The sequence below is a fragment of the Methylocystis sp. Uni0008 genome (assembly GCF_056838045.1).
Window position 1 is genome coordinate 103,415 of record NZ_JBXEJH010000003.1, and the last position, 16,981, is coordinate 120,395.

Below are 16,981 nucleotides of genomic sequence, written 5' to 3' on the forward strand. Positions count from 1 at the left end.
AAATGTTGATCAGTCGGGTGCTACCCACCTGTCCACTTCGCGCCTGACTTCATCTTTCGTATAACCATACCGTTCCTGCAGCGTCCCTTCGAGTTGTTCACGCCTTCCTGCAATCCGGGTGATGTCATCGTCCGTCAGCTTACCCCATTTCTCCTTCACTTTACCGGCAAACTGTTTCCAATTGCCAGCTATCGTGTCCCAATTCACTATCGGTCGTGATTGCGGTTTTGTGGTGGGCTCGTGGTATTCTGGCATGCCCGGAACGTTGGGCGGCGCCCAAGTTTCCGCACCCGCTGCAGTCGAAAGCGAGAGCATTGCAGCGCCCGTGGCGATCGCCACGATAAAATTCGGACGACATTTCATTTTACGGTTCCTCCTGAGCAAAGAGCGTCGATCGCGACCCGTCCGACGATCGGCGCGAAACGTTGTGTTGTGGATCCTTTAGGCGGCGTCACGCAGCCGCTTGATCAGGTCATGATTTTCGACAACGCCCTTGTATTGCCTATCAACAAGGTCCCGAACATATAAAGGCAGATCCTCTTTTAGCGCCTGCTGATAGGCAGCCTTCGCCAAGTCTTCCCCCCGCTCGCACTCATCTAGGACCGCTTTGTCGTCGCTGCGGGCTACAGCTGCCTTCAGATTTGTCCAAGCGCGATGAAGCGTGGCCGAGATCGTGCCTTCGTCGTTCACTGTCCCGCCCGAATTGACAATCGCCTCTTCCAATTCCCGAACGCCAATGGCGCAGCGTTTTGACGCTCGCTCCAGAATGCCGCGCAGCTTTTCATCTTTGACCACTTGTGCTGCGGTGGCGAAAACGTTTTCGCCTTCGCGACTCACATCGGCCAAATTCTTCATTACTGACTCGGCGTTCGACATCATCAGTCATCTCCTACTTAAGCTAATGAACAGCAACGCTTCGGGCGATGAATTGTTTCAGTCCGTGTAAGTGACAATCAATGCCGCCCCAGTCCGTAGTGGCGTAGGCGGGAAGCGTTAATCGCTTTTGCCGCTTTGGGTGCCCTGCTTGCCCTCGACCCCCGGAACGCCTGCGGAAACTCCGCTCGGCCCGGGAGGGACGCTCGGGTCTACATCCGTATTTTCCTTTTGAACGGAGCCAGACGGCTCAATCGGCTTTCCTGCAGCCGGTCCCGAGGTAACACCTGAATCTTGCACAGGCTCTTCCGCTCGTGCAGTAGATGACGCCATGGCTATAAGCATTGCCGCTGCGAAATGCAGACAAGTCCTTCGCATGTCTTTCCTCCAAAAGGTTCCTAACCAGGAACGGGAAATGGAGCCGTAGTCTTTTTTGTCAAGCAAGGTTTTCGTACGTTTGGCGTGTTGCATCTCACCCGAGCGATTGTATCCTTCCAGACTTTCTCTCCCGCGATGTTCCAGCGCGTTTGCAAATAGTTCCTACGTAGCGCGAGAAAGGCGGCGTCAACGACGTGTCTACGGGGGGATCGGCCTCTACTTCGTCCATTTTCGGCGACAAGTATGTGAGGAACGCGCAACTGGCCTGATGAAGGGCGTTCCGTAGACGAATCATGCATCCCAACAAGACAGCAATCGAGCGAGCGTTCGACCTGGCTCGCTCTGGATCGTGTAACACAGTCATGGAGCTTGTCATGCGCCTTGACCACGAAGGTTATGACGGGCGCAAAATTTATGAACGCGTCCTCAGAAAGCAGTTAGCTGTCCTAATTGAAGAGGCGAAGGTTTGCGATCGCGAAGCTTCACACTCGGGAAATGCTGGGAAAGATCGAGAACGGTAAATGATGGAGAGAACCATATGGTGTTTGCGTTACATAGGGCGACAGCGATAAGCGAGCTATAAGGTCACCGAAACGTATTTCAAGTTCATTGGGACGGGGTTCGAAACCGAACTGACGTTTTCCGAGCGCCTGCTCACCGGCGAGCGGCCCGAGCCGGCATTTCTGATCAGCAAGCCTTACAAGGTCGACACGTCAGAACGACGATCGGCCAGGCGCTGTTCTGCGAACGCAAGGCGTCTCTCGCCGCTTAGCGGCAGCGCCCCAGCGCAGTTCCTTGTGCGCCGCTCCATTCACGAAATGGGCGCCCGGACGCTATAGTCTAGCTGTTCCTTCGCGCCATATGAAAGCTGCGCAGCAGGCGCGACGCGCCGGGCCGCTCGACAGCTCCTTCGCTGATCGTCGGGCGCGCGAGCAAGGGGAGGCGCTTTGACATTGAGCCGTCAGGCTACAGCCGGTGGGGCGGCTGCAGAGGTCAAGCAGCCCGATCGAGCGCGTTGGCGGGAGTTTTGCGCGCTCGCGCTGGAGTTCTGGACCGGTGAGACCAGGCGGCGCGCGTGGATGCTCACGGGCTTGGTCGCCCTTTGCATCGCCCTACAGCTTGGGGCGCAGTTAAGCGTCAACGAATGGAATCGGAAGTTTTTTGACGCGCTCGAAAGCAGAAATGTCGAGTCGCTGAGCTGGGCGACGCTCTTATTGCCCGCGCTCGTCGCGTTCAGCGGCGCCGCCGTCAGCGGCGCGCTCGTCGCGCGCATGACCTTGCAGATGCGCTGGCGAGAATGGCTCACCGAGAAACTCGCCGGCTGGTGGCTCGACGACCAGCGTTATTATCGTCTCGAAATCGCCGCTGCTGAGCAGACCTCTCCGGAATACAGGATCGCCAAGGACGTGCAGCTTGCCGTCGATCCTCTGGTCGAATTCGCAGTAGGGTTTTTGACGGCGCTGGCGACGGCGTCGGCCTTCATTGGCGTTCTGTGGGCTGTCGGCGGCGCGCTGGAGTTCGATCTGTTCGGATTCCGCGTCGTCTTGCCGGGCTATCTCGGCTTCGCCGCCGTGATCTACGCAACCGTCGCCGGCGCGGTGGCCTATGTCGCCGGACGTCCGCTCGTTCCAGCGGTTGCGCGCAAGAACGAAGCCGAAGCTCAGTTGCTCTCGGAACTTACGCGACTGAAGGAGAATGCGGAAAGCATCGCGCTCATTCGCGGCGACGCCGACGAATTGGGCTCCATTCTCCAAAATTATCGACGCGTCGTCGCCGCGTGGATTCGCCAGATTCATTGCAACGGGGTGATCGCCACGGTGCAAAGCGCCAATGGCGCGCTGACGCCGCTTATTCCGCTTGTGCTCGTCGCGCCCAAATACCTTTCGGGCTCGCTATCTCTCGGCGCGGTCATGCAGCTCGCCTCCGCATTCATGACTGTGCAGGTCGCCTTCAACTGGTTCATCGACAATTCCGTGCGCGTCGCAGAATGGATGGCGTCAGCCAACCGCGTCGACGAACTCGTCGAAGCGCTCGAGAGCCTCGACGTCGGCGTCATCATGGAAGAAAAGGAGTTTATCGAGTTCGGCGTCAGCGACGACGATAAGATTCACCTTCAGGATCTTGCGGTCGCGCACCGCAACGGGCGAATTGTGATCGCCGGCGCGAATGTCGTCATCCCTGCTGGCGAGAAGCTGCTTGTGGCCGGCCCCAGCGGCACGGGAAAGAGCACGCTGGTTCGCGCGCTCGCCGGACTTTGGCCGTGGGGCTCGGGGCGCATCCTCTTGCCGAAAGACGTCCACATCGCCTTTGTGCCCCAGAAGCCGTACATTCCCTTGGGAACGCTCCGCCAGGCGATGCTCTATTCGATCTCCGATAAGGAAATCACCGACGCAATGATCGAAGGCGCGCTGCGCCGCTGCGGCCTGAGTTATCTCGTCAGGCATCTCGACGAAGAACAAAGATGGGACCAAACGCTTTCCGGCGGCGAGCGGCAACGAATAGCCTTCGTTCGGCTGTTGCTGCAGAGGCCGCAGATCATCATCATGGATGAGGCGACTTCGGCGCTTGACGAAGAGAGTCAGGTTTCGATGCTGCGCCTATTCAATGAAGATCTCGCAGGCGCGACTGCGATCAGCGTCGGTCATCGCGTCGGCCTTGAAGATTTCCACGACAAGAAACTCGTTCTCGAGCGCCGCGCCGCCGGCGCGCATATCACAAGCCGCAAGCTGCAGAAGTCGTTGTGGCATCTGTTCGACGACGCCGCGCTTTATTGAATCTGAAGAAGGAACCATGGCGGTCACTGTGCAAGAGGGACTTCGAAGGCAAGAGCAGCAATGACGATCACGACGGCTCATCTGAAGTTCAAGGAAGAGTTCCGCCTACCTGCAAAGCCGCCGCCTCGCCGAAACGAGTGGCGGATAAAAGAAGCCTGCGGTTCCCGAAGAGATGCGCTTCTCCGCCGACCTCGTTCAGATCGCGAAGGAGGCTCTGCTTCAAGTCTGACTCCACGAACGGCAGGAAAACCGGAAGGTCTTATCCCGATAAAGTCGCCAAACACCCAGTACGTGGAGGCAGCATACTTGTTCGGTTCAGTTCTGCGCCGCTTCCAGATGGGTCAACGCCTCTATGGAATGCCCGATCGCAGTGGTGGCGTTCTCTTTCTTGCCTTCCACAATTGATGCCATCAACTGCGTTATTCCTTCCTTAATGTGCGGATTGTTCGTCGCCGTTTCGGCAGCTTCAGCATGCTTGAGCGCGGCTTCGGCGTGCGTCATTAGCTCATCTACATGACCTCGTTTACCGTGTTCGATCGCTTCCTCCGTATGTCTGATCGCCTCGGCCAAATGATTCTCGGCGTGCGCGACGGAGGGCGCGAAGAATGCCGCCACGCCAACGCCCAACGCGAGTGCGAAAATCTTGCGGTTCATTAGAAATGTCTCCTTTGAGCCTTCCGGAAAAGGATTCATACTCCTGATGACTGGCGCATGAATTCTAGAAGCCTGTCGCCAACCGGGGGACAAGATTGGGTAGGGGCTCAATCTAGCCGCGCTTTGGCGGGTGCCTAGCGCAGTTGATGGATAGATGGCGCGCGGGAGAGGCCGCGCAAGCGGGCGGGCGAGGATCTATCGACGCTCACATAAACGGCACTTAGTAGCAAACTGCGATAGATGCCGATAAGATACTAATCGAGCGTGCCTACGACTTGGCTCGCTCCGGAGTTCAAACTTGGTCGACGACATCGTCTCAAGCCTTTACCGCGGAGGCACGACGGGCGTCAGATCCAGGGGTCCCATTTGAAGAAGCAGATTGCGCGCCTTATGGAATCGGCGCGGAATGCAGATGAACCATAAAAAGACCCGCGACCGCGAGGCCGCGGGTAAGCTGGACCAACAGGAATCGCTCCACCGCCTTTCTTGAGCGACATCGACCAATTAGCTCTAAGGCCCTTCGAGGCAAGCGTGGCGGGTGCAGAACTAGCCGCTATTGAGCGCGAGGAGCGCGTTGCAAATGAAAGGGCGTTTTAGGTCGCAACCGTTGGAATGTTTTAGGGTTACGCGGCCATCTGAACTGGTGGGTGGATGCCCTCTGCCCAGCGTCGTAAGTGCTGGAGCAGCGCCGAGAAGGCGCATTGTGAAGGGGCAGGCATGTTGGCCATCGATTAGGCGAAGCGCAGCTTTGAGGTTTGTGGCACGGATCGCGGCGAGTCGGTTCTATTGAATCGGACGGTGTCCCGTTTGAACTGGAGCAAACTCTCTAGGCGCACGCGCCGTGCGCCGCCGCGACGGAAGCCCGCGCGACCAGCCGCTACTGGGGCCAGATGGCGTTCGCTTGCGAGCACGAGGCCCGTCTGATTCGGCTGATCCACGTGAAGATGCTCAGTGCTTTTCTGCGCAAATCACACAAATCGCCAGCTGCGCACGAAGCGGTTTCCTCGCGATGACCTGCTCCTGAACTTTCATCCAGCGACAATTAGAGTCCCGGCTTGATACGCCCGAGGGCGCGGATGTAGCAACAGGCGATCGGCGGAGCTGGTCGGGGTTGCGCAGCCGATCGCCTGTTGCGGTGAGATTGGCGGCATATTCTGCCGGCGTCGCGTAGCCGAGCGAAGAATGCGGGCGTCGATGATTGTAGTCGCTGACCCAAGCGCAGATCTTCGCGCGCGCGTGATCGAGGCCGAAGAACAGCGTTTCGTTCAAAAGCTCATCGCGCATGCGGCCGTTGAAACTTTCACAGAAGCCATTCTGCATCGGCTTGCCGGGCGCGATGTAATGCCACTCGATCTTGCCTTCGGTCGCCCAGGACAGGATGGCGTTCGAGGTGAACTCTGTCCCGTGATCGGAAACGATCATGCCCGGCTTGCCGCGTCGGCGGATCAGCGTTGTCAGCTCCCGGGCGACGCGCTTGCCCGAGATCGACGTGTCGGGGATCGCCGCGAGGCATTCGCGCGTCACGTCGTCGACGATGTTGAGGATGCGGAACCGACGCCCACAGGCGAACTGGTCATGCACGAAGTCCAGCGACCAGCGTGCGTTCGGCCTTGGCTCTATAAGGATCGGCGCCCTTGTTCCGACCGCGCGGCGGCGGGCGCGGCGCTTGCGCACCGTAAGCCCTTCCTCGCGGTAAAGCCGGTAGATGCGGTTCTTGCCGGAACGCTCGCCTTCCTGACGCAGCAAGACGAACAGCTTCCGATAGCCAAAGCGGCGGCGCGCGTGGGCTAGCTCCCGAAGTCTCTCGCGCAATTGCGTGTCCGCCGGCCGCTTTGGCGTGTAGCGGACCGTCGCGCGGTCGATGGCGGCGATGCTGCAGGCCCGACGTTCCGAAAGGCCCATGACGGCCCGAAGGTGCGCGACGGCTTCGCGCTTGGCGCCGGGCCCTACCATTAATGGGATGGTCCGCCCCGTCCTCCCGCCGCAGAATGCGGCCCCTTGGCACAGGAGGATTGGCTATGGCGGAACGTAACAAACCAAAGGACGCAGCCGTGTTCGGCGTCGATATCGGTAAGAATGTTTTCCACGTGGTCGGGATCGACGCATCCGGCGCGCCGATCCAGCGAGCCAGCTTTCGGCGGGATACGCTGCTGCAATTTTTTGAGCGCGCGAAGCCGACGGTCATTGGCATGGAAGCCTGTCCAGGCTCCCAATGGCTGGCGCGAAAGATTATGGCCTTCGGACACAGGGTCCGGATCGTCCCCGCGAGGTTCGTCAAACCTTACGTCAAGTCCAACAAGAACGATATCATCGACGCGGAAGCAATCGCCGAGGCGGTCTCGCGGCCAACAATGCGCTTCGTCGAAGTGCGCTCGCCGGAGCAGATCGATCTCCAGGCGCTGCATCGCGTCCGTGACCGGATGGTGGCCCAGCGGACACGCCTCGTCTGTCAAATGCGCGCCTTTTGCCTGGAATATGGCATAGCGATGCATCAGGGCGTCGGCAGATTCAAGGCAGACCTGCCAAAGGTCCTGGCGAATGAAGAGAATGATCTCTCGCCAGCGATGCGCAGACTGCTCGCCAGCCTATTCGAAGACGTGCGACAGCTCGAAACGCGAATCTCCGAGACCTCGCGCGAGATTGAAGCGACAGCGGCGGCTGACGACACCGCCCGGCGTTTAATGACGATCCCGGGTATTGGACCGCTGGCGGCGACGGCGCTGCTCGCAGCGGCAGGCAGAGGCGCGCAGTTTAAAAAAGCTCGAGATATGGCGGCTTGGCTCGGACTTACGCCGCGCGAATATTCAACCGGGGGCAAGACGACATTGCTCGGGATCAGCAAGCGAGGAAACGCCTATCTGCGCCGGCTTCTGATCCACGGATCCCGGTCATGCCTGCTACACTTGGACCGATCGCGGGATCGGCTTGGTGGCTGGCTCGGGCGGCTTCAGAGCCGAATGCACAACAACAAAGCGGTTGTGGCGCTTGCCGCCAAGGTCGCACGCATCGCCTGGGTGGTCATGACGACGCCCGGCGCAACCTATGAGAAGCGCGGTCCGGCAGCAGCCTGATTGCCTTTTCGACAGACTGCGAGGTTCGGGAGAGTGATGACGAAACAGTTGATCGGCGCGCCGTAAGCTCTGTGCAAAAAACCGGGCTTCGAGCCCGCACCATTATTCGAGAACGGCGTGTGCGCATCTCATCATGGCCTGGCTGCAACAGCAGCTCGCTCGCGAGAGGCCGGATACATTTATGCAGACTGGAACGTTAGAACGAACGCGACCCTTGCACGGACGGGGCGGACCATACATTTTTTGCCAGAAGCTCCCGGAGCGCCGCCGCCTCGAGCATCTGATCCGCCAGAAGCTTCTTCAGCTTCGCGTTCTCGTCCTCGAGCGCCTTCAGACGCTTGGCTTCCGAAACGTCCATGCCGCCGAATTTGGCTTTCCAATTGTAGAGCGTGGCCTCCGAAACCGCATATTTGCGCGCCAGATCGCCGACCTTCGCGCCGGCTTCCTGCTCCGCAAAATCCCGATGATCTGCTCTTCCGTGAACCGCTTCTTCTTCATCTTGTCCGTCCTGCAATAGGCCGGACTCTAATCGAGGATGGAGGAGTTTTTCAGGGGCAGGTCAGGCAGGTCACAACATGCATGAACCAGCGCATTCTTGTATTTAAGTGCAACGTGACACCGTTTGCTGCAGGCCGTCCGACATGACCCCGCGTCAAAAAATCGTTGCTGGCCGGCGCTAGACCAGTCGCGTTTTCAACACCCAAAAATTTGGCCCCGCCGGGTATCGGCTCGGCGGGGTCGCGCGGCGCCGATAGAGTGCGAAGCCAGAGGCCGCCTAATGACCAGTCTTTTGCCGCACAATCTCACAAATGAGTGCTCCGTGCCGCGTCTTAACCACGCACCCATCTGCCGCCATGCCCTCAAAGACCACATTATTCAGGGCGCCTTGAGCATAGAGAATTGCCACGTCTACCGTTTCGAAATGTCTCCTCTCGGTTGCGATAATGACAGGGTCATTCTCGCACCTCGCTCTGCAAAAAAACTCGAAGATCACGATCACCAGGCTCACTCCGCCTTTTAGGGGTCCGCACAGAATCTTCCCAAAATCGTACTTTAAGGTGATTGGCAGGCTGAAAATCAGCAGATCATCCGGATTTAAACCCCTGATTTCCCGTTGTCACGTTGCACTTAACTGTGGGCGCGAACCCGGACGGAAGAACATGAACGCGCCGCCATGGACGCCATGCATAACAATGGAGGCCACGACGTGCATGTGCATAGGGTGCCTGCATAAGCCTGACGATCCGGACTGAATGCTGCTGGTTCTATCAGCGAAAGACACAATTCTCGATTTGAAGCATAGTTTTTGAGTGCTGCATCATCCCGAGCGCCGGAATTCGTCCCGGCGCGAGGAGCGCCCCGACCGGGCATGTAACGGCGGGGTTTTTGCGCCAGAAAGTAGCTCAGAGCAAATCAGAATCCCGCACGTATGATCAGCTTCACGCCGCCGTCGCAGATGGCCTCGCCGATAAGTCCGTGAGACTTGTCCGCGCCGGCGGGGACGTGTCCATTCCAGACACAGCCCTTTTTCCCGTCGCTGCGCTCCGACATCTCAATCTTATAAACCGAGTCTTTGCCGAAGCCAGAGATCGCATAGGTGAGCAACTTGCCGTTATCCAACTGCAAATTCGCGACGCCGGTGATCTTGCTATCGGCGTCAGTGTTCACCGACCACGTTCCCTGAGCGCCTTTAACGCCGGACACGTTTTCTTCGGTGACATTCCAGTTTTGACTTATTGCTAAGGCCGGGCTTCCCATAGCTGCAAGCGCCGCAACAATAGACAGTAAGAACTTCGACATATCCGCCTCCCGTTTAGAGCGGTCGACCGATTCCAAAGGGAACCGCTAAAGCTTAATCTGGAGCCGATGATCATGCGGTCAAATTCGCTTGTGCTCGGTCAGCATCGGGCGATAGGGTTGACATAGGCTCGCCACCGCGGCCACGCAAAGTGGGGCGCGCCTGGCGCAGATGGCGGACGCCGACCGAGCTTTTTCAGGAGAACGTCCCGACCACGGATGAACTGGCGGCTTTTCCGCGTTCGCGCTCGGGAACTCACCGACGCCTTTTGGGTTGGGCATTGGCGCGCCCTCGCTTCTCATTGCTGGCGCGTCACAGTGGAGACGAGCGCAATGCCTAATGAAGTAATTGCCACAAGCGGCGTTGGTCCAACGATCGAAGAAATCAAGCAAGAAATCGAGGACCTTGCCGACTCTGCGATGGCCCCGGTTCAGTCCGCCGCTCTCGATCTGCAAGAAAATGCGCAAAGCGCCGTCGTTCAGGTGAAAGACGCTGTGGTGTCTGCAGTCGGCACGTTCGTTCAAAGCGGCTCAGCAGATCAGATGCGTGGTTATGCGAACGAGGCCGTTGGCAAGACAAAGCTGGCCGTTGCTCTGGCTACCCAGTCCCCCGAACTCCTTGTTGCGGGCATCGCGCAACAAGCGATCGGCGAAATGCAGAAATTCGTCGGCAAAGCGAAATCAGCGGCCGATTCTGAGGAATAGGCAATCATTGGCACTCAGCGGGGTTGGGCTCCCTCGCTCCGGCGCTCGAAGGAATTCTCGTCCGGCTCACTGCGGGCGTTGCGCTTGCGCCGCGACAGCGTGTGCGCAGCGGCAGAGGGCACCAGTTGTTGGCCGTTGATCCGGGCACTGGAAAATGGGGTCATGCCGACGCCCACATCTCGAATCCGGATCAGCAGCGTTGGCGTGTTCCACCTACCTGTGGTGCGGCGCATAAAAGGTAGCCATCCGGCGTAGGCCGCTGGGATGAAGGGTTTGGCTCTCTCAACGCTTCAGAAGCGTGGGGTCGTCTTTGTGGATTTTGATCAGGTCGACGAGCGTCTCGATGCCGAAGTTCGTGAACGCCATGAGCTGTTCGTCGCCAAGTCCGTAGACCCAGATCACGCCGTCCTCGGCATCCATTTCCATAGCGACGTCGTACAGCCAGTCGATGCTCTCGCCGAGATCGTCGGCGACGCGATCGATGGTTGTCACACGGTGAACTTTGTTGACGTGCATGGTCAGGCCGCGATCGCCGGGTCTGCCGCTGCTGCTCGGCGCCAGTTCCACGGAAGCAGTTCATCAAGCCGGTGCGCGGGATGCCCGGCGATGCGAGCCAGGACGTCGGCCAACCAAGCCTGCGGATCAACGCCGTTCATTTTCGCCGTCACGATGAGGCCGTACATGGCCGCAGCGCGCTGCCCCCCGCGATCGGATCCGCAGAACAACCACGATTTTCTTCCCAAAGCGATGCCGCGCAGGCCGCGCTCGGCGGCATTGTTGGACATGCACACACGTCCGTCATTAAGGAACAGCGTGAAGGCCGCCCAGCGCTTCAGCATGTACTGGATCGCCTTAGCCAGGTCATGCCCGCGCGACAACTTGGCCGCCTGCTCTCGCATGTAGACATGGAGATCGTCGACCAGAGGCCGGCTCGAGGCATGTCGAACCGCAACGCGCTCCTCCGGGCTCTTGCCGTTGATTGAGCGTTCGATTGCAAACAGCGCGTCGATGCGGCGAACGACCTCGATCGCGATCGGCGAGAGAGGTATCTCCTTCTTGCCCGCAGCCTTGCGACGCGCGTTCTCCTCAAGATCGGCCATGGCGAAGAACGGTCGGCGAGCGTGCACCCAACACGCGGCCTCGCGAACAGGTCCCGGTTTTCGGTCCGCCAGATAGAGCTTGTTGTAGCCGTCGTAGGCGTCGGCCTGCAGGATGCCGGCGTATCCCGCCAGATGGGTTTGTGGATGCTCGCCCTTCCGATCGCGCGAGTAGTAGAACATCGCCGCGGGCGGTCCGGCGCCGCCGAACGGTTTGTCATCGCGAACATACACCCAGCACCGACCGGTGTCGGTCTTGCCTTTCGCCAGAACCGGCACCGTCGTATCGTCGCCATGCAGGCGTTCGGCCGCCATCACATGAGATTCCACCAGCCGGAGGAGCGGATCGAGCGCCGTGCAGACCGAGCCCACCGCGTCGGCCATCGTCGACAGCGCGATCGGCGCGCCTTCCAATGCGTAACGCTCGGCTTGGCGGTTCAGCGGCTGGTGCTGTCCGAACTTCTCGAACACGATCATCGCCAGCAGGCTCGGACCCGCCCATGCGCGTGGTATTGAATGGAACGGCGCCGGCGCCTGGCTGATCTTTTCGCAGTCCCGGCAGGTGAACTTCTCCCGCACCGTCTCGACCACTTTCCACTGACGCGGCTGCGTCTCCAGCGTGCGCGTGACATCTTCGCCGAGCTTGCGCAGGCGCGTGCCTCCACAACATTCGCACGCTGTCGGCGGATCAATCACCACGCGCTCACGAGGCAAGTGATCGGGGAACGTATCGCGCTCGGCGCGCCGGCGCGTAAATCCGCGGACATTGGTCGCCCTGGCGACTGCCTGTTCCGCCGCCAATTCGTCTTCTGTCGCGCTCGCTTCCAGCTCTTCGAACACGAGCGCCAGTTGATCGATCAACCGCGCCGAGCGTTCCGATTTCTGGCCGTAAACCTGACGCTCCAGTTTCGCGATCCGCAGCGTCTGCTGCGCGATCAGCGCCGCATCTTCCGAAGCCTTCGCGCGCGCCACCGCCAGCTCCGCTTTCAGGGCGGCGTTTTCTCGGGCAAGAGCGGCGCGAGCGGCATCCATGAGACGAAGTGAATCATAATTTTAGCGATTTGTGGCGCCCCAAAATGCACGCGCCCCGCATTTTTCACCAGCGCGTGCCGATTATCCGGCGCAGATTATCCGGCGCTCTTGGGTCGCCATGTCAGTTGTGGATTCCGCCAGTCTATCCCTTCGAGCATGTACGCCATCTGCGCCGCCGAGATCGACACCGTGCCGCCTGACGCCGACGGCCAGATGAACTTTCCGCGGTCCAGTCGTTTGGCGTAGAGAGACAGCCCGATGCCGTCGTGCCAGAGGATCTTCGCCAGATCGCCGCGCCGGCCCCTGAAGATATAGAGATCGCCGACATAAGGATCGCGCTTCAGACTCTCCTGAACTTGCAGCGCAAGCCCCTGCATGCCGCGCCGCATGTCAGTGTGGCCCGTTGCAATCCATACCCGAACGCCGCTCGGTATCGGGATCATCGCCGCGACAGCGCCTTCAAGACACGCGTCAACGCCGCCGTCTCGACGTCCGACCACACAAGGATCCGTTCGCCCTCGGCGAGCACGATCTCAATCTGGCCGCTTGATCCCAGCCCGGATTCTTCCGCCGCTGCCGCAGGAGCAATCGTCACCGGTAGGATCGGCGCGAGCTTCTTCGGCTCGGCGGGCTCCAAGCCGCACTGCCGACGCCAGGTGAAGAGCTGGTTGGCGTTAAGATCGTGCCGTCGCGCGACCTCGGCGATCGAAGCGCCATCTTCCAGGCTCTCGTCGATGATCCGGCGCTTCTCATCAAGGGTCCAGGATCGACGCCTGCGCCCGGGCGCCGCTCCACCATCGTCCTTGCCGTCCGACATCCGCGATAGTGTCCGCTTGTATTAGAAATGGACACGATCACCGCGCCATTCATGCGCAATCTATCCAAGCGCAGCGCGCTCAGCGCCAGACGGTTCTCGCCGGAGGCTTACCATAAAAGTTCAAGCATCTGATGTTGCGCGTTCCTCGAACTATCCATGTAAACATTTGTTATTACATCCTAAAATAACTATGGGCCCAAATTTTGTGCTGCGCATTAAATCCGCTCAAATGACGGGAGAAAGTTTTGAGCCAAACGGGTGCATGACCATGACATCGCCCGAAACCGGGTCCTACCCGACCATTTCCTAAAGGCATTTTTGATGCAGAAGTCAGTTGCGGAAGGGTTTTTTCAATTCCCCTATTTCAGAGCCTTGAGGACGACCGAGAAGGGCAGCACGAGCGAGAGCGGCGCATCGACGAGACGCCAACCCGCCATAGCGCTCATACCATTGCTGAAGTGCACCCCGTTTGACCGGACACGGGGCATAGCCGATAAGGCATAGGCGTAAGCCTATGAATACGACTATGACCAATGTCCCCGAGACGCCCGTGTCGCGCGTCGAAGTCATCACCTCGGTGCAGCGCCGTCGGCGCTGGAGCGCGGCCGAGAAAATCCGCCTCGTCGAAGAAGCGTCGCAGCCCGGCATGAGCGTTTCCTTCGTCGCGCGCCGCGCAGGGATCGCGCCTTCTCAGCTTTTCGCCTGGAAGCGCCGCATGGCCGAAGGCGGTCAGGCCGCCGTGGCGGCGGACGAGGATGTGGTCGGCGCCTCGCAGGTCCGCGATCTTGAGAAGAAGGTCCGCGAACTGGAGCGCTTGCTCGGCAAGAAGACGATGGAGGTCGAGACTCTCCGGGAAGCTCTCGATGTTGTGCGCGCAAAAAAACCGACCTCGCCGGTCGTGTCGTGGAAAGCGGACGTTTCCCGATGAGCGCCGTCGCAAAAACGCTGGACGTCGCCCGCTCCAATCTCACCGCGCGCAAGAAGGGCGCAACAAAGCCCCGTGGCCGCTACCACAAGGCGGAGGACACGGACCTGACGCCGCTGATCCGCGCCATCGTTGATGAGCGCCCGACCTATGGCTATCGGCGCGTCTGCGCGCTCGCGAACCGAAAGCAGCGGGCCGAGGGCGAGCCGCCCGTGAACGCCAAGCGCGTGCTGCGGATCATGCAGAACAACGGACTGACGCTCGAACGCCATACGGCGCGCCGGCCGGGCCGCACCCATGACGGCGTCGTCATCGCGCTACGCTCGAATTGCCGCTGGTGTTCGGATCATCTCGAAATCCGCGCCCGCAACGGCCAGGTCGTGCGCATCCTTTTCGTCGCGACGCCTGCGATCGGGAAATCATCGCCTGGTCGGCCGTCGCCAATGGCGGCGTCTCTGCTGAGATGGTGCGCGATCTGATGGTCGCCGCCATCGAGCGCCGCCTCGGCGCATTGAACGTTCCGCACCGGGTCGAGTGGCTGTCCGATAATGGCAGCGCCTACATCGCCGCCGACACCGCGGATACGGCCCGTGCGCTCGGCCTGACGCTGCTGTTCACGCCGGTGCGCAGCCCGGAGAGCAATGGCATGTCGGAGAGCTTTGTGAAGACGCTCAAACGCGATTACGCCCGGCTCGCCATCTTGCCGGACGCGGAAACAATCCTTGCCAAACTGCCCGGCTGGATCGAGGATTATTGCGAGGTTCACCCGCACTCAGGCCTGAAGTTCCGATCCCCTCGGGAGTTCATCCGCTTCAGTGCTTAAGCAGACCCGCCCCGTGTCCGGTCAAACGGGGTGCACACCAATTGCACCGTATGGTCATCTTTGGCGTCGATCAGCGGCGCCACTCCGCCCACTTCCTGCGCGACCGTCATGCAACGTTCGGCGGCGCGCAGAAATAGCCGTCCGCCGAGTCCGCGTCCTTGCACGCTGTGATCGACGGCGAGACGGCCGAGGCGGTAAACCGGAATTTAGTAGCGGCCGAGGCCGCGCGTCACGACCGTGGGCGAGCGGCTGAATTCGATCGAGGCGGGACTCAGTGTGTAAAAGCCGAGGATGCGGGCGGGCGCCACGCGCGGCGTGGCGACGAAGCATTTCGCGCCGCCGCTCTCATGTTTTGGCGCGCACAGCGTTTCAGGTAAGTGTTGAGACTGTCCTCGCCGCAGTTGAAGGCGTTGCGGTCGTGGTTCTTGCCAAGCGGCGCTTCCTCCCAAGGGAGGGCCGTCATTCAAGCACGAAGCCCGCCTTGGCGGCGCGGACGAGGCGCGCGGGCGGTCTGGCGGATTTTCGAGGAGATCGAGCACGCGCAAGGAGTCACGTTCCGACAGGCGCAGCTTTTCGGATTCCGTGATGACGGCCTGGGCGCGCGGCAGCGCGGCGCGCAGGATGAAGCTGGTCAGGTCGAGACGTTCGAGCGCGGCGGCGCGCGCCAGCACGGCCTTGTCCTCTGGCTTGAGCCGCAGCTCGATCCGGCCGCTTTCGACGTGTTCGCGGGGCATGATCCACCTCTTCGCTTAGGATACGGATTCAATCCGTACACAGCAAGGGGATCCCGAGCCCCGACCGTGGCCCTTCCAACTCGATCTTATGTATGATAATATCCTTTATCAAACATTCGGAGGAGGGCCCATGGCCTATGGCAAGCTTAGTGAGAACGAACTCAAAACGGCGATCGACCAGACCAAGGAAGCCATCCAACGCGGCCATGACCTTTTAAAGACGGTCGCCGAGAAACCGACGACCAAGGGGCTTGAACTGGTCGCGGCGTCAACGCCGCTGCTCATCGAGAAACTGGAGCAGGATTTGGCAAAACTCGAAAAGGCGCTGGCGAAGAAATCGACCACATGAACCCGCTCGTTCCCATCGACGCCCGCGTTCCCGCCCTCGTTCGCGCCGCCGGCAATCGCGCGCAGACGCGCTTTTGGGATTTCTTCGTCGCCAACCTCCGCAATCCGCACACGCGGCGCGCCTACGGCCGGGCCGTCGGCGAATTCCTCGCCTGGTGCGAGCGGCAGGGAGTCGCGTCGATCTTCGACGTGGGGCCGCTGCAGGTCGGGGCTTATGTCGAAGCCCTCACCCGCAGTCGCAGCGCGCCGACCGCCAAGCAGCGCCTGGCGGCCATCCGCATGTTCTTCGATTGGCTGGTGACGGGTCAGATTGTCCCGACCAACCCGGCGGCGAGCGTGCGCGGCCCCAGGCATGTCGTCAAAGTCGGCAAGACGCCGGTCCTCGACCCCCAGGAGGCGCGGACGTTGCTCGACAGCATCGATGTGACGACGCCGGCGGGGCTGCGCGACCGCGCCTTGATCGCGCTGATGGTCTATTCTTTCGCGCGCGTCAGCGCGGCGCTCGCCATGAGGGTCGAAGACGTCTACGTGCAGAACCATCGCCTATGGGTGCGTCTGCACGAGAAGGGCGGCAAGCGCCATGAAATGCCCTGTCACCATAATTTGGAGACTTACCTTCACGCCTATATCGAGGGCTGCGGGCTGGCGGGCGATGCGAAGGGGATGTTGTTCCGCACGATCGGGCGCGGCACGGGCCAGCTCACCGAAGCACCCCTGCCCCAGGCCAACGCCTACGCGATGATCCAGCGCCGCGCCATGGCCGCGGGCATCGCCACCAAGATCGGCAATCACAGTTTCCGCGCCACCGGCATTACCGCCTATCTCAAGAACGGCGGCACGTTGGAAAAGGCCGCCGCCATGGCGAACCACGCCTCGACGCGCACGACGCAGCTCTACGATCGGCGGCGCGACGAAATGAGCCTCGACGAGGTGGAGCGGGTGGTGATTTGATC

Annotated in this window: 14 protein-coding genes and 5 pseudogenes; 7 read left to right on the forward strand and 12 right to left on the reverse strand. The window is 60.5% G+C overall.

What is annotated here, in order from left to right:
* Positions 1-9: 9 nt before the first annotated feature.
* On the reverse strand, positions 10-363 hold the full coding sequence (locus AC0X69_RS22290) for a CsbD family protein (RefSeq protein WP_482613874.1): 354 nt from the start codon (positions 361-363) through the stop codon (positions 10-12).
* A 78-nt stretch (positions 364-441) separates the two neighbouring features.
* The gene (locus AC0X69_RS22295; RefSeq protein WP_482613875.1) at positions 442-879 is read right to left on the reverse strand and encodes a PA2169 family four-helix-bundle protein; all 438 of its coding nucleotides are present in this window, start codon (positions 877-879) and stop codon (positions 442-444) included.
* Between the two features lie 1,010 nt (positions 880-1,889).
* Between AC0X69_RS22295 and AC0X69_RS22300 the strand changes: the two are divergent.
* Positions 1,890-2,023, forward strand: a pseudogene (locus tag AC0X69_RS22300) (response regulator); the annotation flags it as partial.
* A gap of 307 nt (positions 2,024-2,330) precedes the next feature.
* Positions 2,331-4,025 (forward strand): ABC transporter ATP-binding protein/permease, encoded by a 1,695-nt coding sequence (locus tag AC0X69_RS22305; protein WP_482613876.1) that lies wholly within the window; start codon positions 2,331-2,333, stop codon positions 4,023-4,025.
* 315 nt (positions 4,026-4,340) lie between these two features.
* Here the strand turns inward: AC0X69_RS22305 and smbP are convergent, their stop codons facing one another.
* Positions 4,341-4,679, reverse strand: coding sequence for a small metal-binding protein SmbP (smbP, locus tag AC0X69_RS22310; RefSeq protein ID WP_482613877.1), 339 nt, complete (start codon positions 4,677-4,679; stop codon positions 4,341-4,343).
* A 1,059-nt stretch (positions 4,680-5,738) separates the two neighbouring features.
* Positions 5,739-6,632 (reverse strand): annotated as a pseudogene (locus AC0X69_RS22315) (IS3 family transposase); the annotation flags it as partial.
* A 65-nt stretch (positions 6,633-6,697) separates the two neighbouring features.
* Between AC0X69_RS22315 and AC0X69_RS22320 the strand changes: the two are divergent.
* Complete coding sequence (locus AC0X69_RS22320) at positions 6,698-7,750, forward strand: IS110 family RNA-guided transposase (protein WP_482613878.1); 1,053 nt, start codon at positions 6,698-6,700, stop codon at positions 7,748-7,750.
* A 235-nt stretch (positions 7,751-7,985) separates the two neighbouring features.
* Here AC0X69_RS22320 and AC0X69_RS22325 read toward each other — a convergent pair.
* A pseudogene (locus AC0X69_RS22325) lies at positions 7,986-8,248 on the reverse strand (transposase); the annotation flags it as partial.
* A gap of 915 nt (positions 8,249-9,163) precedes the next feature.
* Positions 9,164-9,550 (reverse strand): hypothetical protein, encoded by a 387-nt coding sequence (locus AC0X69_RS22330; RefSeq protein WP_482613879.1) that lies wholly within the window; start codon positions 9,548-9,550, stop codon positions 9,164-9,166.
* A 330-nt stretch (positions 9,551-9,880) separates the two neighbouring features.
* On the opposite strand from AC0X69_RS22330, the gene AC0X69_RS22335 reads away from it, so the two are divergent.
* Entirely contained in the window at positions 9,881-10,252 is a 372-nt protein-coding gene (locus AC0X69_RS22335) for a CsbD family protein (RefSeq protein WP_482613880.1), read from the forward strand.
* A 14-nt stretch (positions 10,253-10,266) separates the two neighbouring features.
* On the opposite strand, the gene AC0X69_RS22340 is transcribed toward AC0X69_RS22335, so the two are convergent.
* From AC0X69_RS22340 to tnpA, 5 genes are all read right to left on the reverse strand, one after another.
* On the reverse strand, positions 10,267-10,485 hold the full coding sequence (locus tag AC0X69_RS22340) for a hypothetical protein (protein WP_482613881.1): 219 nt from the start codon (positions 10,483-10,485) through the stop codon (positions 10,267-10,269).
* A gap of 49 nt (positions 10,486-10,534) precedes the next feature.
* Positions 10,535-10,768 carry a hypothetical protein gene (locus AC0X69_RS22345; RefSeq protein WP_292529016.1) on the reverse strand — a complete coding sequence of 78 codons (234 nt, stop codon included), beginning with the start codon at positions 10,766-10,768 and terminating at the stop codon, positions 10,535-10,537.
* A 2-nt stretch (positions 10,769-10,770) separates the two neighbouring features.
* Entirely contained in the window at positions 10,771-12,381 is a 1,611-nt protein-coding gene (tnpC, locus tag AC0X69_RS22350; protein ID WP_482613883.1) for an IS66 family transposase, read from the reverse strand.
* Between the two features lie 95 nt (positions 12,382-12,476).
* The gene (tnpB, locus tag AC0X69_RS22355; protein WP_434500965.1) at positions 12,477-12,824 is read right to left on the reverse strand and encodes an IS66 family insertion sequence element accessory protein TnpB; all 348 of its coding nucleotides are present in this window, start codon (positions 12,822-12,824) and stop codon (positions 12,477-12,479) included.
* Complete coding sequence (gene tnpA, locus AC0X69_RS22360; protein ID WP_482613884.1) at positions 12,821-13,198, reverse strand: IS66-like element accessory protein TnpA; 378 nt, start codon at positions 13,196-13,198, stop codon at positions 12,821-12,823. Before tnpA ends, tnpB begins: the two co-directional genes overlap by 4 nt.
* 514 nt (positions 13,199-13,712) lie before the next feature.
* Here tnpA and AC0X69_RS22365 point away from each other — a divergent pair.
* Positions 13,713-14,946: pseudogene (locus AC0X69_RS22365) on the forward strand (IS3 family transposase).
* A 476-nt stretch (positions 14,947-15,422) separates the two neighbouring features.
* On the opposite strand, the pseudogene AC0X69_RS22370 reads toward AC0X69_RS22365, so the two are convergent.
* Positions 15,423-15,680 (reverse strand): annotated as a pseudogene (locus AC0X69_RS22370) (type II toxin-antitoxin system TacA family antitoxin); the annotation flags it as partial.
* Between the two features lie 130 nt (positions 15,681-15,810).
* Here AC0X69_RS22370 and AC0X69_RS22375 point away from each other — a divergent pair.
* Together AC0X69_RS22375 and AC0X69_RS22380 are read left to right on the forward strand one after the other, a co-directional pair.
* Positions 15,811-16,029 carry a hypothetical protein gene (locus AC0X69_RS22375; RefSeq protein WP_482613885.1) on the forward strand — a complete coding sequence of 73 codons (219 nt, stop codon included), beginning with the start codon at positions 15,811-15,813 and terminating at the stop codon, positions 16,027-16,029.
* Entirely contained in the window at positions 16,026-16,979 is a 954-nt protein-coding gene (locus AC0X69_RS22380; protein WP_482613887.1) for a tyrosine-type recombinase/integrase, read from the forward strand. Before AC0X69_RS22375 ends, AC0X69_RS22380 begins: the two co-directional genes overlap by 4 nt.
* Positions 16,980-16,981 lie beyond the last annotated feature (2 nt).

Excerpts from the sequence above, each read along its gene's own strand:
- AC0X69_RS22290 (WP_482613874.1), bottom strand. The coding sequence starts at position 363 with ATGAAATGTCGTCCGAATTTTATCGTGGCGATCGCCACGGGCGCTGCA.
- AC0X69_RS22295 (WP_482613875.1), bottom strand. The coding sequence starts at position 879 with ATGATGTCGAACGCCGAGTCAGTAATGAAGAATTTGGCCGATGTGAGT.
- AC0X69_RS22305 (WP_482613876.1), top strand. The coding sequence starts at position 2,331 with ATGCTCACGGGCTTGGTCGCCCTTTGCATCGCCCTACAGCTTGGGGCG.
- smbP (WP_482613877.1), bottom strand. The coding sequence starts at position 4,679 with ATGAACCGCAAGATTTTCGCACTCGCGTTGGGCGTTGGCGTGGCGGCA.
- AC0X69_RS22320 (WP_482613878.1), top strand. The coding sequence starts at position 6,698 with ATGGCGGAACGTAACAAACCAAAGGACGCAGCCGTGTTCGGCGTCGAT.
- AC0X69_RS22330 (WP_482613879.1), bottom strand. The coding sequence starts at position 9,550 with ATGTCGAAGTTCTTACTGTCTATTGTTGCGGCGCTTGCAGCTATGGGA.
- AC0X69_RS22335 (WP_482613880.1), top strand. The coding sequence starts at position 9,881 with ATGCCTAATGAAGTAATTGCCACAAGCGGCGTTGGTCCAACGATCGAA.
- AC0X69_RS22340 (WP_482613881.1), bottom strand. The coding sequence starts at position 10,485 with ATGCGCCGCACCACAGGTAGGTGGAACACGCCAACGCTGCTGATCCGG.
- AC0X69_RS22345 (WP_292529016.1), bottom strand. The coding sequence starts at position 10,768 with ATGCACGTCAACAAAGTTCACCGTGTGACAACCATCGATCGCGTCGCC.
- tnpC (WP_482613883.1), bottom strand. The coding sequence starts at position 12,381 with ATGGATGCCGCTCGCGCCGCTCTTGCCCGAGAAAACGCCGCCCTGAAA.
- tnpB (WP_434500965.1), bottom strand. The coding sequence starts at position 12,824 with ATGATCCCGATACCGAGCGGCGTTCGGGTATGGATTGCAACGGGCCAC.
- tnpA (WP_482613884.1), bottom strand. The coding sequence starts at position 13,198 with ATGTCGGACGGCAAGGACGATGGTGGAGCGGCGCCCGGGCGCAGGCGT.
- AC0X69_RS22375 (WP_482613885.1), top strand. The coding sequence starts at position 15,811 with ATGGCCTATGGCAAGCTTAGTGAGAACGAACTCAAAACGGCGATCGAC.
- AC0X69_RS22380 (WP_482613887.1), top strand. The coding sequence starts at position 16,026 with ATGAACCCGCTCGTTCCCATCGACGCCCGCGTTCCCGCCCTCGTTCGC.